Source organism: Microvirga roseola (assembly GCF_020866965.1).
Taxonomy (GTDB): Bacteria; Pseudomonadota; Alphaproteobacteria; order Rhizobiales; family Beijerinckiaceae; genus Microvirga; species Microvirga roseola.
Map to the genome: position 1 here is coordinate 14,834 of NZ_JAJATX010000052.1, position 13,370 is coordinate 28,203.

General features: G+C 59.9%; 11 protein-coding genes. 5 read left to right on the plus strand and 6 right to left on the minus strand.

What is annotated here, in order from left to right:
* Nucleotides 1-32 precede the first annotated feature (32 nt).
* The 3 genes from gabT (at nucleotide 33) to LG661_RS20050 (ending at nucleotide 2,902) form a co-directional block, all read left to right on the plus strand.
* Nucleotides 33-1,340 carry a 4-aminobutyrate--2-oxoglutarate transaminase gene (gene gabT, locus LG661_RS20040; protein ID WP_230533728.1) on the plus strand — a complete coding sequence of 436 codons (1,308 nt, stop codon included), beginning with the start codon at nucleotides 33-35 and terminating at the stop codon, nucleotides 1,338-1,340.
* A 110-nt stretch (nucleotides 1,341-1,450) separates the two neighbouring features.
* Entirely contained in the window at nucleotides 1,451-2,545 is a 1,095-nt protein-coding gene (locus tag LG661_RS20045; protein ID WP_230533730.1) for an NADH:flavin oxidoreductase/NADH oxidase, read from the plus strand.
* A gap of 186 nt (nucleotides 2,546-2,731) precedes the next feature.
* Nucleotides 2,732-2,902 (plus strand): hypothetical protein, encoded by a 171-nt coding sequence (locus tag LG661_RS20050; RefSeq protein ID WP_230533732.1) that lies wholly within the window; start codon nucleotides 2,732-2,734, stop codon nucleotides 2,900-2,902.
* A 176-nt stretch (nucleotides 2,903-3,078) separates the two neighbouring features.
* Here LG661_RS20050 and LG661_RS20055 read toward each other — a convergent pair whose 3' ends face one another.
* The 3 genes from LG661_RS20055 to LG661_RS20065 form a co-directional block, all read right to left on the minus strand.
* On the minus strand, nucleotides 3,079-3,624 hold the full coding sequence (locus LG661_RS20055) for a c-type cytochrome (protein ID WP_230533733.1): 546 nt from the start codon (nucleotides 3,622-3,624) through the stop codon (nucleotides 3,079-3,081).
* A 2-nt stretch (nucleotides 3,625-3,626) separates the two neighbouring features.
* Nucleotides 3,627-4,742, minus strand: coding sequence for a hypothetical protein (locus tag LG661_RS20060; RefSeq protein ID WP_230533735.1), 1,116 nt, complete (start codon nucleotides 4,740-4,742; stop codon nucleotides 3,627-3,629).
* Between the two features lie 1,068 nt (nucleotides 4,743-5,810).
* Nucleotides 5,811-7,355, minus strand: a complete 1,545-nt coding sequence (locus tag LG661_RS20065; protein ID WP_230533736.1) for a flavin-containing monooxygenase — start codon at nucleotides 7,353-7,355, stop codon at nucleotides 5,811-5,813.
* A gap of 136 nt (nucleotides 7,356-7,491) precedes the next feature.
* Between LG661_RS20065 and LG661_RS20070 the strand changes: the two genes are divergently transcribed.
* Nucleotides 7,492-7,962, plus strand: a complete 471-nt coding sequence (locus LG661_RS20070) for a pyridoxamine 5'-phosphate oxidase family protein (protein WP_230533737.1) — start codon at nucleotides 7,492-7,494, stop codon at nucleotides 7,960-7,962.
* Nucleotides 7,959-9,296, plus strand: a complete 1,338-nt coding sequence (locus tag LG661_RS20075; protein WP_230533738.1) for a GAF domain-containing protein — start codon at nucleotides 7,959-7,961, stop codon at nucleotides 9,294-9,296. Before LG661_RS20070 ends, LG661_RS20075 begins: the two co-directional genes overlap by 4 nt.
* A gap of 239 nt (nucleotides 9,297-9,535) precedes the next feature.
* Here LG661_RS20075 and LG661_RS20080 read toward each other — a convergent pair whose 3' ends face one another.
* The 3 genes from LG661_RS20080 to LG661_RS20090 all read right to left on the minus strand — a co-directional run bounded on the left by LG661_RS20080 (nucleotide 9,536) and on the right by LG661_RS20090 (nucleotide 12,532).
* Nucleotides 9,536-10,780 (minus strand): flavin-dependent oxidoreductase, encoded by a 1,245-nt coding sequence (locus tag LG661_RS20080; protein ID WP_230533739.1) that lies wholly within the window; start codon nucleotides 10,778-10,780, stop codon nucleotides 9,536-9,538.
* Between the two features lie 55 nt (nucleotides 10,781-10,835).
* On the minus strand, nucleotides 10,836-11,294 hold the full coding sequence (locus tag LG661_RS20085) for a cupin domain-containing protein (protein WP_230533740.1): 459 nt from the start codon (nucleotides 11,292-11,294) through the stop codon (nucleotides 10,836-10,838).
* Nucleotides 11,295-11,359: 65 nt separating this feature from the next.
* On the minus strand, nucleotides 11,360-12,532 hold the full coding sequence (locus LG661_RS20090; protein ID WP_230533741.1) for an ABC transporter substrate-binding protein: 1,173 nt from the start codon (nucleotides 12,530-12,532) through the stop codon (nucleotides 11,360-11,362).
* Nucleotides 12,533-13,370 lie beyond the last annotated feature (838 nt).

The following is a 13,370-nucleotide window of genomic DNA, read 5'->3' on the forward strand; positions in this document are numbered from 1 at the left end:
TTTGTCACCTAGTGAATAGCTGGAGTCTCTCGATGAGCGCAACATCCGCCCTCCAAAGCCGCCAGAAGGCCGCCGTTCCTCAGGGAATCGCGACCAAGGTGCTCTATGCGGTGCGAGCCGAGAATGCCGAATTGTGGGATGTTGACGGAAAGCGCTACATCGACTTCGCGGCTGGAATTGCAGTCCTGAACACCGGCCATCGGCATCCTGCCGTGGTACAGGCTGTCGCTGAGCAGGTGGACGCCTTCACCCACACCTGCTTTCACGTTGCGCCCTATGAGAGTTACATCCGTCTCGCCGAGCGCCTGAACGCGATCACGCCTGGCGATTTCGCCAAGAAGACGTTGCTAGTCACGACAGGGGCAGAGGCTGTCGAGAACGCCATCAAGATCGCCCGCAAGGCGACGGGGCGTTCCGCCGTTATCGCATTCGGCGGCGCTTTCCATGGAAGAACCATGATGGGAATGGCGCTGACGGGGAAGGTGGTTCCTTACAAGAAGGGGTTCGGGCCTTTTCCGGCAGAAGTCTACCATGCTCCGTTCCCAAAGACCTTTCACGGGATCGACGGCACAGGGGCCATGGAGGGGCTGCGGCAGCTCTTCCTGAACGATGTTGACCCTGCACGAGTGGCGGCGATCATTGTCGAGCCAGTTCAGGGCGAGGGCGGCTTCTATATCGCGCCCTTCGAGTTTCTGAGGGAGTTGCGAGCGTTGTGTGATCAGCACGGGATTCTGCTCATTGCTGATGAGATCCAGACCGGTATCGCCCGTACGGGGCGCATGTTCGCGATCGAACACGCTGAGGTCGCTGCCGACCTCGTCACGATGGCGAAAGGACTCGCCGGCGGATTCCCGCTTGCAGCCGTGACGGGGCGGGCAGAAATTATGGATGCCGCCGATCCGGGAGGACTAGGGGGCACCTATGGCGGCAGCCCCATCGGTGTTGCTGCCGCCAATGCCGTTCTCGATGTCGTCGAAAGCGAGAACCTGACTGAGCGTGCGATGCAGATCGGCAATCTGATGCGCGAGCGACTTGAGGATGTGGCTCGTCGCAACAGCCTTAATTGTATCGGCGAGGTTCGCAATCTTGGCGCAATGGTGGCCATTGAATTCGTCAAGGGTCGCGACTCCCGCCAGCCGGACAGCGCCTTGACGTCGGCGATTGTGTCAAAGGCGCAGGAAAAAGGATTGATCCTGCTCTCCTGCGGTATTGATGCCAATATTGTCCGCATTCTTGCTCCGCTGACCATTCCATTTGAGCAGATCGAGGAAGGCTTAGATATTTTTGAGGCTGCGCTTGCGGAAGTCACGACTTCGGAGCCGGTCGCTCTGCGGGCCTGAGCCTCTAGTTCTCCGGAATGCAGACGGATGAGCGCCTCTTCCGGGAGGCACTCATCCTAGGCCGGTGTGCCGCCGTTCCTGACCGGGAGCGATAGAAATGCGAGGAACAAATGCCGAGTCAGCTTTTCCAACCAGTCCAACTTCGCAACCTGACGCTTTCCAACCGCATCATCATCGCGCCAATGTGCCAGTACAGCGCCAATGATGGAAATGCCTCCGATTGGCATATCGTCCATCTCGGCCATCTTTCCTTGTCCGGGGCCGGTCTGCTGATTATCGAGGCGACCGGAGTTGAGCCGCGCGGAAGAATCACTCCCAACTGTCTTGGCCTCTACAGCGACGAGAACGAGGAGGCATTGTCTCGTGTTCTCAAAGTGGTGCGCTCCTACAGTGATATGCCGGTCGGGCTGCAGCTTGGACACGCCGGGCGCAAGGCCTCAATGATGCGGCCCTCGGACGGCAGGGGGATGATCCCGCAGGACAAGGGCGGCTGGCAAACCGTAGCTCCCTCCGCGGCAGCCTTCTCGGACGACTGGCCGCACCCGGAGGCGATGGATCGGCAAGTAATGGACGAGGTTATCGCCGCCTTCGTACAGGCAACGCATCGCTGTGTCCGCCTGGGTATCGACCTGCTGGAGATCCACAGTGCACACGGCTATCTTCTAAGCAGCTTTCTGTCTCCTCTGGCCAATCTTCGCACCGATCAGTATGGCGGCAGCCTCCAGAACCGGATGCGGTTCCCGCTTGAGGTATTCGAAGCAGTGCGGGCGGAATGGCCGAAAGAGCGTCCCCTCGGTGTCCGCTTCAACGGGACCGACTGGCTCGACGGCGGCATAACCACCGACGAGGCGGTGCGTTACGCATTCGAGCTCGCAAACCGAGGTTGCGATTATGTGGACGTTTCCTCCGGCGGTAACGGCTTCGCAAAGATTCCCAATGGACCAGGGTACCAGGTGCCTTTCGCAACGCGGATCAAGAACGAGGTTGGCATCCCGACTATGGCTGTGGGCCTCATTCGTGCGCCGCAGCACGCGGAAGCGATCGTCCGAGGTGGGCAGGCTGATATGGTTTCCATCGGACGAGGTTTCCTGAATGATCCGCGCTGGACTTGGCATGCTGCCGAGGTGCTCGGAGAGAGGATCCATGTTCCACCTCAATACATGCGCGCTGCGACGAGCGCCGATATTCCCGATTGGACCCGCTAGACCCACTGCGCACTGCGGTGCCGCATCTGTGCATCATAGACGGTACGCTCTGGCAGGTGTGAAGCGGCGCCAAAAGACGACCGCCTTCGACATGGGCGCGACGAGAGCGGCAACGCGCTCAGCCGGGCCCGCCGCCGCTTCTTGTCGAGGCTTCGGATCTGCGGCTGCTGGCCGGGGTACACGATCATGGCTGAAGACCGCTACGGCTGCGCCGGGCGCCGCTCCAAGGGCATCTGTCAGAATGACTGCATGATCAGCTGTCAGGAGATCGAGACCCGCTTTCTCACTGCCCTGAAGCAGAACCTGCTCACGCCGGAACTTGTGGCGGAGTTCACCCGAGCATCCAGTAGCAGGTGAACCAGCTCACGAAGGAAGCTAGCGGCGAGGCCGCTGAAGGTGCTGAGGCAATCCTGCACGGCGACCTGGCCCGTATCCTCGATTTGTGCGCAGCAGGCGCAGAGGAGGCGAAGAGGCCACCCAAGTTTTCTCGAGCCCAGCTTCGGTAGGCCATCCCGCAGCCAGCTTTGCTTGATCTACTGGGTCGGTGGGATCGGGTCCGGCACCTTGTTCTTCACCGGGGGGACTTGGCGGAGGTAGACAAAGACCGCCTTCAGGTCTTCATCAGTCATCCGGCCGTAGTTCGGCCATGGCATCGGCGGGAGAATCTGCCGGCCCTGACCCTGGTGCCGGCCGGTGCGCATGGTCTGGATGAACTGCTGTTCCGTGAAATCCCGCAGCACGCCGGTCTCCGGGTCTGGAGTGAGGTTAGCGGTAAAGCTCACGCCCCAGGGACCGGACCAAGCCGTATTCGTCTGCGAGACGGCGCCTCCCCAGGGTGCGGGGACAGTTGGGGCCACCTTGATGGCGATATCCTGCGGATGGCCCGAGAGCGCCCGCGTCATGTCCGGCTCGGGACCGCTAGAGCCCATGGTCCAGGGCGTATGGCAGTCGTGGCAGCCGCCGACCGTCACAAGATACTCTCCCCGCTTCACCAGCGCGCTGTCGGCATTGTCTTGGGCGGAGGCCGTGCCGGAAACCAGCAGGGCGATCTTCAACAGGAGCGGTAGGGCATGGCGCATGGCTATCTTCCCTTCTGTTTCAGGTGGACTTCCTCGCGGGGTTCACCATGTTCGGAGATCCATCGATACAGCAGCGACACAGCTTCAATGTCGACCAGCTCGGTTCCGAGCGGCGGCATCTGCAGGGCGGGATAGCGGGAGGATACCCGCTGCATGAGCCCGCTGCGCTTCGGGTGGCGCGGATCGATACGCAGCACCGCATCGGGTGACTGGCCGGGAGCCGGTTTCCTCACCGGGTAGCCAATCGTAGTTGCAAGCGCAGACTGGCCTATGGCTCCGGCGTTTTGGCGCAGGAACAGCCCGATGTTCTGCAAAGAACCCTGCTCGTTATGGCAGTGGCCACAATTGCCGTGCATGTAGCCGAGCGCGGTCCGCTCCGTTGGTGACTTGGCCACAATGCGGAGCGGCGTCTCGAGCATTGCCTGGGGCAACCCCACAAGGAGACCTTTGTCGACGAGGTAGCGAAGGTCGATGCCAGGCTCGGGCCGAGGCTCGGCATGCAATGCGCCGGGATCCCGGTCCGGCGAGAGCTGGAGGGCGCTGAAGCCTAGCACCTCGACACGGTCGCCCAGGTGGCATGCCTTGCAGTCGCCGATTCCGGGAATGGTGTGTGAGCGCCCGTTCGCCAGCTGATACGCCCCGCGCTTGCCGCGCGGCCCGACGAGGTGCGCCTCGCGCCCATCCGCACTCCAGGCATAGGCAGCATAGAGCCATTGCCCGTCGGACCGGCGCTCGAGATAGCGTGTTTCCACGCGTCGGCCGCTGAACGAAAACTCTTTCCAGAACCGTGTGCCGACCGGGAAGACCCAGGCATCCGGATCGGCGGCATCGATGGTGGTGCCTGGCGGCAGCGAGATCCACCGGCGCTTGACAGCCCCATCGCTCCAGAGCGGATATTGTGGCGCGAAGGCGAGATGACTGGGGTCAATCTGCAGGCTGCCGAAGTCGTCGTAGAGGCCGGTCTCCTGGAGCGTCGGCAGGGGGGTAGTCACTGTCCGTGAAGCGGCCGCTACACCCTTGAGCAGGCTGAGGGACAGGATCAGCATCGCTCCAGCCGCCGCCCAGCGGCGGCCCTGACCGGCACCGAACCATTCGGCCGTGACAACAACCTTGGCCATGCTCGTCTTCCTTCTTCCAGGACGAACGCATGCCTGTTGATACGTCTTCTCTCATGCTGCAGCGGTGATCCTACGCACGTTCGTGTCGCGCGCTGAAAACTCTTCAGTATAGGAGCCGCTTCGATAGGCTCCCTTATTGACACAAACACAAAGCAGCAGAGCTGGTACCAGCTACTCCATTGCCCTCCGTCTCGCATTCCGGGCGATCGGCACATATTGAGGTGCAGTGCAGAAAGCCCCTCCCAGCATTGGAGATAAGAATACTGTAGATCTCCTTGAGGAGGATTAGCAAATGGCACTCGGCGGACCTTAACTTAAGGTCTGGGGTCAGACCGTAAGCAGAACTTCAGGCTTGAGTCAGACTTCCCCGGAATCTGAGCCAGTTTATTGCGGGATGGGGTCAGACTTATAGCTGCTCGAATGTTTGTCCCTGTTCGAATGAAGCACAGCCGAGCCAGCATCGCCACAGACTTTCTCAACGGCCTGCTAGATCACTAGTTACGTACTCATATCGTATGCTGGCATTCTCGATCATTGCCACGCAAGGGATAAACTCGTCGACCATGCCCCCAATCTTTGGGTCCATCATTAGGGATGGTTGTTGAGAAAGCCGCTTCGATCTTGAAGCAAATGTTCCTATGATGCAGCTTGCTTGCATATAGACGCACTGTTGGATGGACGTGAAACATCGGAAGCAGGGATCTGACGCAACCGCCAGGGACATCCTCGGCCAAACAACAAACACCAGTAGGTCAGCATCATGTTTTCGTTGATTAGCCTCCATGGCGCTTGGAAAAGCAAAGTACAACAGATAATAATTGACTCTTTTGTCTCACTGATCGGTGTGTCGCTATTCGATATCGTAGCTGGCTCGACCTTTGCCAACGGTAACGTTTTAAAATATCTGTCCTCCAGATTTGCATACGGCTATTATATCAGAGTGATAATGGGATATGTAGCCGTGTATACTTGCCTAGCAATGGTCGAACTTGGATCAGGTTTCATTTACGCAAGGCGGGGCGATGAAGTAGCCGGGTGTTCAGCCCATCGCCCCATTCAGCTCTGTCATCAGGCCGCGCGGGATGCGACTGTTCGCATGATCAGATCTCTCAAGCCGCGCTCCTCAGCAGTCATATCCGCGGAGCGGATAGCCCCAAAGGAGACTGCTGCACCAGCCGTCAACTCAGGTGCCTCAACAAGGCTGTCTGGTCCCTGTAAACGAAACGAGACTGGCGAAAGCGGGCCAAATAGCAGCGCACGCTCCAGATCCGGCCAACGACCGAGGTCAGGCTCTACACCAGCATTGCGGGCAAAGAGCAGCGCCAGCACCTGCATTGGGATGCTCTGGGGGCCTCCACGCATTGCACGGCACCGGGTCAGGCCGGCGGCCATCGCCTCGCGGCTTGGTGCCGGTATAACACCTGCCCACGTGTAGGCGGTCCAACGTGCCTGGAGCTCGAGAACCGGGAAAAGCGGTCCGACCTGATCGTAGAGGCCTACGAAGGCGAGCCCCTCGAGTTCCGGATGGAAGGTATGATCGCACAGGTCGAGATGCGTGTGGTCGAGCCCAAGCGTGGCGGCCACCTCCGGCGCTAGAAAGGGCAGCGACAGCCGATAGCCGGTTCCGAACAGGATCGCGTCGAACTCACCCTTGCTTCCATCGGCAAAGCCAATGGTGCGGCCATCGATGGCCTCGATCCAGGGACGGACGGTAATACGCCCCTCCGCCACGAGGGGGAGGAAATGCTGCGACTGCGTAATTCCGGCGGCGAAGATGTTCTCCTCCGGCGTCATCGCGCCGACCTGATCGGGCGACCCGGCTGCACGCAGGATCGTCGCTTTCAGTCCAGCCGCAAGATCGTCCGGCGGCAGGATCTCGCCTGCGAGCGCCGCCGCTCGCGTGAACATCACATGATCGGTCGGCACCCCGGCCAGCAGCTTGGGAAGGACGTAGCGCTGCCGACGGTAGCAGACCGTCACGCTGCAGGCGCCGGACAGGGCAATGTCGGAGGCGATTTCAAGTGCGCTGATCGAGCAGCCAGCCACAAGCACGTCCTTACTGCGGTAAGCCTGCCCCCCATCGTACTGGCTGGTGTGGGCTGTCCCAAGCGCACCGGTGAAGCCGTTGAGTCCTGGCACCGCAGGAACCTCTGGGGCCACATAGCGGCCCGACGCGACCACCACACGGGCGAAGCGCTCGGTCCGGACCTCGCCGTCCCGTCGCGAGCGCAGGAGCCATCCGCCACCGTCTGCTTGTTCGAGCCGCTCGACCCAGGTTCGGCAGCGGATCCGCCGCATCAGCCCGAAGTGATCGGCATAGCACTCCAGATAGGCGTGCATGTCCTCCCGACTGGGGTAGACAGGTGCTCCCTCCGGATGGTCTAGATCCGAAAAGCGGGTCATGACACGGCTGGTGTTGGTGCGCATGCCGCGCCAGGTGCCGCTCAGGGGTGAGGCCGCGTTCCACTGCCCGCCGGGGCGGTCCGCTGCCTCGAACAGGACGGGTTCGAAGCCATGGCTCACCAGCCAGCGGGCGGTCACCAGACCGGCTGGCCCAGCGCCGATGATGGCAACAGCATTGGAGGGCATTTCTCGGGAGGCGGTATTGGTCATCGTAGGCTCCTTCTATGGAAGCCCTGGAATAGGCCGATCTGCGGTCCGCGTTTCCTAAATGCTTCCTAAGCACCCTGTGCCGGTTTCCTAAAAGGTTGCTAAGCCTTTATGCTCCACCGGCAGGAGACCTCGCAGCGTGCTCATCAATCAAGACCTCGCAGCCTTCATGGCAAGCCCGGTGATGATCATTCTGGGCACCCGCGACGGCTCGCTGGCGCCGGAGATTGCCCGGGCGGTTGGAGCCGTCGTCCACAGAGAGGAATGCTGTGTCGACTTGATTGTCTCGGAGTGGCAATGGACAAAGACGGTGAGCAACATTCGCGCAAATGGCCAGCTTGCCGTCACCTTTGCCCGCCCGTCGGACTATGTGTCTTACCAGGTGAAGGGGTGCGCCGTGGTCGTTCCGACTGCGGTCGAACACGTCGCTCTGGCAGGGCGCTATATGGAAAGCATGGCGTCCACTCTTAGTGAACTCGGTCTGGAGAGAGGGGTTGTGGCACCCTGGCTCGTTGGCCGGGATCTGGTCACCCTGCGCCTTTCGGCACAGGAGATCTTCGTGCAGACGCCCGGCGCCAAGGCCGGCCAGCTCATCGAGCGGCAACCATGACGATCCGGCTCCGCGACCTCGCCGCCTGCTTTGAGGGCGTGATTCCGTCCATCATCGCCACCGCGGCGCCCGATGGCACACCGAACATCTCCTATCTGTCTCATGTCGGGCTGGTCGATGACGAGCGCGTCGCGCTGTCCAATCAGTTCTTCTCCAAGACGGCCGCGAACGTGCGGGCAAACCGGAATGCTGCCGTGCTGATCGTCGACCCGCGCGATGGGAGGCAGTACCGGCTCGACGTGACGTTCGAGCAGACCCTGGACAGCGGCGAACTGTTTGAGGAGATGGCCATCCAGCTCCGGGCGACCAGCACGCAGGTAGGCATGGGCGAGGTCATGCGACTGCGTGGTGTCGACATCTACCGGGTGAGGGCGGTGCATGTTGTCCCCTCGCCGAGTCCAACTCAGGAGGTTGTCTCTCGGGAAGCAGGGCATCAGCTCATGGCCGCAGCCGTGGTCGCCCGCAGGGTTGCCGAGGCGACCGATGTCGGCTCCATCGTCGATGCTGTTCTGGATGGGCTCTGCGATACATTCAGATCCAGCAATGCCATGCTGCTGCTGAGGGACACGACCGGCGACCGTCTCGTCACCGTAGGCAGCTACGGCTATGACAGGAGCGGTATCGGCTCGGAGGTGCTGGTCGGTGAAGGCATCATTGGGACAGCGGCCTTGGACCGGCGGCCTGTGCGGGTCAGTGACATGAGCCGGGTGCGGCGCTTCAGCTCTGCGGTTCAGGCCTCGTCGGACGAGGAGAGCCGCACACGCAGTATCGCTCTGCCAGGAATGCTGGACGCCATGAGTCAAGTCGCCTTACCGATGGTCGCACACGGCACCTTGCGCGGCGTTCTGTTTCTGGAGAGTTCTGAGCGGCTCGCCTTCACGAAAGAGGACGAAGCGGCGTTCGCGGTCGTCGCAATGCAAGTGGCGGCGGCTCTTGCACTCGCCGAGGCCGAAGCTGGCGAAGGACAATCCAGTGCACCGACCACTGCAGACAAGCCCATGACGACGGGGCGGCAGTTCCGCGTCGTGCACTATGCCTACGATGATAGCATCTTCATCGACAATGAGTACCTGATCAAAGGGGTGCCCGGGCGGCTCCTGATGCACCTACTCCGCATCCATCAGTGGGAAGGGCGCACAGAATTTACCAACCGCGAGATCCGGCTCTCGGAGGAGCTGCGCTTGCCGGACATCAAGGACAACCTCGAAACGCGACTGCTTCTGCTCCGTCGCCGGCTTGAGGAGAAGGCTACCCCTGTCCAGTTACTCCGAGTTGGCCGTGGCAGGATCCGTCTGGATCTCACCGGGTCCGCAATTTTGGAAGAGGTCGCTTGATAAGCAGAAGGATAATTGCAATCAGATGCTCCGCCGCATCGCTCACCCGTAGCAATTCTCAAACGGGCACTAACACTCGCCTGTCTTCCTTCCAGGCTCGACGCCTCCTCGGCAGAGACTAATTATAGCAGTATTATCGAACGGCAATGCGAATTTCTATTGCAGAAAAGGTTCGTCTTCGACGCACCTGTCCTACTTGAGCCAGCATGCCCGCTACATGATGATACTCGCTTTGTACATCAGGCTGCCTGACTGAGCTTGTCAGGCGAAAATCCTGCTTTTTTGGCGTAACCCTTGACGATTGCAGCGCGCTCTTCGTGGGAAAGAACCTGGTCTATATCGCTAAAGCCGTTCGGCGCGAGCTCCTCGACGGCATCGATAACACCCTCGGGCCCACCGGTCCGGTTGGAGCGGACGATCTCGGCGGTTTTAGGAAGACGGTCCAGTTCATAAGACACAAGTGCTTGAACCGGATGCTCTGCCGTCACGAGCTTGTCCGCAAGGGAACGGGCATCAAGAATTGCCTGACTCGCACCATTAGAGCCTACCGGGTACATCGGGTGCGCCGCGTCACCGAGGAGAGTGATGCGCCCATGGGTCCACCGGGGCAGCGGATCACGGTCGCACATCGGATACTCCCAAAACTCGGGCGTCTCCTCGATCAGCTGCCTCACATTGAGGTGCGGAATGGAGAAGCGATCCACATGAGGCATCAGTTCCTCGCGTCTGCCGGGCCGCGACCAGTCCTCCCGCCGGGGCGGCGGTGCGGATCCGTCAGCCAGCCGGACAGCGACAGCCCAGTTGGTGAGCTTCACTCCCGGCCGCCAGCCTTCGGCAATGGGGTAAACCACGACCTTCGCGCGCATCCCGCCAGCAACAATCATGGAGCGGCCTGTCAGGAATGCTGGCCATTCCATGGCGCCCCTCCACAACATTATGCCATTCCAGGAGGGTGCCCCCTCATCAGGAAATAGCTTGTTGCGCACGGTCGAATGGATGCCATCTGCTCCGATCAGTATGTCCCCTCTTGCGGTGTGGACGTGACGGCCAGCTCGGTCAAAAAAATACGCGGAAACCCCTCCTTCGTCTTGACTGAACGCACCAAGACGGCACCCGGTTCTAACAGCCTCGTGCCCAAGCCGCTCCTCAACCGCCCGGTGGATGACGGCTTGAAGGCGCCCGCGGTGGATCGAAAACTGCGGAATATCGAAGCCCGCATCAATGCCTCTCGGTTCTCGCCAAATTTCCTGTCCAAACCGGTTGGTATAAATTAGCTCGTAGGTTCGGATGGCCACCTCATCCAACCGCTCCAACAGACCGAGCTGCTTGAGCTCCTTGATCGCATGGGGGAGCGTGTTGATCCCGACTCCCAATTCTCGGATGCTGTCGGCCTGTTCGTAAAGTTCCGCCGTGATGCCCCTCGAGTGAAGCATGAGGGCCGCCGTAAGGCCGCCGATTCCACCACCGACGATGATAGCCTTCATCGTTATCCCCTCCTGGTTTCAACTGAGGCTGATGGCAGCTGGATGCTGCAGGCGCTCAAGCTGCTGCCTGTCCTGGAGGGGGCAAGAATTCGACCTCGTGCTGCGCGGACAGCGCGACGACTGCGTCTGGTGCCTGCTCGGTCATATTGTGGATACCCCAGAACAGATCATAGAGCTTACGAGTTGGGGAGACCCAGAACAGGCATTTCGCAGTAGCCCCCGACTTGTTGAAGATCCCGTGCGGCACGCCCATGGGAAGGCGGACCAGATCGCCTGCGGTCGCCGATGTCTCCTCGCCATTCAACCAGAAGTCCAGTCGTCCTTCCAGGATGTAGAGGTATTCATCCTGTGTCGGATGGATGTGGGGCGGCACGAAGGTATCAGGCGGGAACGTCGCGTGCCAGGAGAACGAATGCTCTGTCAGGTGCTTAGGCACGTATGTCTGTCCGAGAATGTTCCACTTGATCCCGTCGAGCCCCTCATTGGCCCGTGTGATGCCTGCTGTCTCGCTCATTGGTCACTCTCCCGATTTACTTTGATATAGCTTTGTGGTGCATCCCTGAATGGAACTAGCGAAGATCAACTCTGGGGCCTGCATTCCTTGGCATAGGCATCCTGGTAATCGTCGAACACCTTCTCGGCGATTTCGGTCTGGAACTTGCCGTCTGGACGCTTGGCCACCTTCACCAGATAGAAGTCCTGGATTGGGAAGTTGTTGGGGCCAAACTTGAAGTCGCCGCGCAGGGACTTGAAGTCCGCCTTCTTCAAGGCCGCGCGCAGCGCGTCCTTGTCGCCGGTCTTGCTGCCCGTCGCCTTGAGGGCGCTGTCGATTAGGAGCGCCGCATCGTAGGCCTGCATCGCATAGGAACCGGGAACAGAGTTGTAGGCAGTCTCATAGGCAGACACGAACTTCTTACTCTGGGGATTATCCGTGTCCGGCGCCCAGGTCATGCCGCCGAACATACCGAGAGCGGCGTCCTGCTGCGCGGGCAGTGTCGACTCATCGACCGTGAAGGCTGAGAGAAATGGAATTCGGTCAGTCAAGCCGGCCTGTCTGTACTGCTTGACCAGGTTCACGCCCATACCGCCCGGCATGAAGGTGAAGATCGCGTCAGGCTGCAAAGCGGCGACCTTCGCAAGCTCGGACTGGAAGTCGAGGGTGTTGAGGGGGACGTAGGATTCCTCGACGACCTCGCCCTTGTAGTGCCGCTTGAATCCCGCGAGGGCATCCTTGCCGGCCTGGTAGTTCGGCGCCAGGAGATAAACCTTCTTGTAACCGCGGTCCTGCGCAACCTTTCCCAGGACCTCGTGAACCTGATCGTTCTGGTAGGAAGTCACAAAGAAGCTAGGATCACACCCCTTCCCGGCGAACGTCGATGTCCCGGCGTTGGGGCTGATCAAGATAACACCAGACTCGGTAACAGGTTTATGGATTGCCTGCAGAACATTGGAGAAGATCGGGCCGACGACAAAGTCGACCTTGTCACGCTCCAGCAGGCTCTTGACCTTTGTGACGGCAACATCGGGCTTGAGTTCATCGTCGGCAACAATGACCTCAACGTCTCGGCCACCCAACTTTCCCCCGAGATCCTTCAGGGCGAGATTGAAGCCGTCGCGGGCCTGCTGTCCGAGCACGGCGGAGGGGCCAGAGAGCGTTAAGACTAGGCCGACTTTGACCTTCTCCTGCGCAACTGCGGGCATTACGACGGAGCTCAGAAGTGCCACGGCACTGAGTAACGATAACAGCTTCATCACGCGTTCCCTGAAAGAAGTTTTTATTTTCAAGAACTGAGTATCGGTAGGACATCGTCTGCTGACAAGACTCAAAAATTCGCAGAAAATAGGAATATTGGCAGAAAAATTATGAATGACGCTCTAAAGCCTGCCCGAGCGGCGGGAGCCATGGCGGCACCTGAACTGCGGCTCGTCTGTCACACGTCTTTATGACGTGGCTGGGACCGCCACTGGAAGCAAGAAAGATGGACAGTTGGCCAAGCGAAATGATGCTGCTCGAACAGCCTAAACAATGCGTATGCATCCAAATCGTGCAGCCATTTATCGCCGAGGTTTCGAAGACTTGGATCTCTGCTCACAGATGCTGAGTGTTGGGCAGCAAAAGAAACCATCTTTTTCTAATCGAGAGATCACTGGCTTACAGGAATAGAGCGGCTCCAGAGATATCTGGGTAGCAGGTGGCTCGTAACCCCACCTGCTTCAGGTCCACTGTCGTTGATTGCGGAGACATGAAACCACCGGCAGTTGCTTCCCGCGAACGGCCCGACCCGTGCCGGCAGTGCTTATTCTTTCCGAGGCTATTTGATAGGCCGCACTCGAATGCGGCAATCCTTACTCCCAGGGGTCCTCGACTTGGCCTGAATTCAAACGCTGAGCTAAGAAGTTAACGAACATCTTTACCTTGTTGGGAACGAAGCGCCGGTGAGGGTGAAGGATGTAAATCTCAAGGGAGCCGGTAAAGTATTCGGGGAACAGCGAGATCAACTTGCCTTCCCGCAACTCGCGACCGCATACGAACGTCGGGAGCCAACCTAGCACTACAGTTGCAGGTTTAGAGTTCTAATTACCTCCTGAT

Coding starts and splice junctions, on each gene's coding strand:
- LG661_RS20050 (WP_230533732.1), top strand. CDS start 2,732: ATGGCTGAAGACCGCTACGGCTGCGCCGGGCGCCGCTCCAAGGGCATC.
- LG661_RS20080 (WP_230533739.1), bottom strand. CDS start 10,780: ATGAAGGCTATCATCGTCGGTGGTGGAATCGGCGGCCTTACGGCGGCC.
- gabT (WP_230533728.1), top strand. CDS start 33: ATGAGCGCAACATCCGCCCTCCAAAGCCGCCAGAAGGCCGCCGTTCCT.
- LG661_RS20085 (WP_230533740.1), bottom strand. CDS start 11,294: ATGAGCGAGACAGCAGGCATCACACGGGCCAATGAGGGGCTCGACGGG.
- LG661_RS20075 (WP_230533738.1), top strand. CDS start 7,959: ATGACGATCCGGCTCCGCGACCTCGCCGCCTGCTTTGAGGGCGTGATT.
- LG661_RS20060 (WP_230533735.1), bottom strand. CDS start 4,742: ATGGCCAAGGTTGTTGTCACGGCCGAATGGTTCGGTGCCGGTCAGGGC.
- LG661_RS20055 (WP_230533733.1), bottom strand. CDS start 3,624: ATGCGCCATGCCCTACCGCTCCTGTTGAAGATCGCCCTGCTGGTTTCC.
- LG661_RS20045 (WP_230533730.1), top strand. CDS start 1,451: ATGCCGAGTCAGCTTTTCCAACCAGTCCAACTTCGCAACCTGACGCTT.
- LG661_RS20090 (WP_230533741.1), bottom strand. CDS start 12,532: ATGAAGCTGTTATCGTTACTCAGTGCCGTGGCACTTCTGAGCTCCGTC.
- LG661_RS20065 (WP_230533736.1), bottom strand. CDS start 7,355: ATGACCAATACCGCCTCCCGAGAAATGCCCTCCAATGCTGTTGCCATC.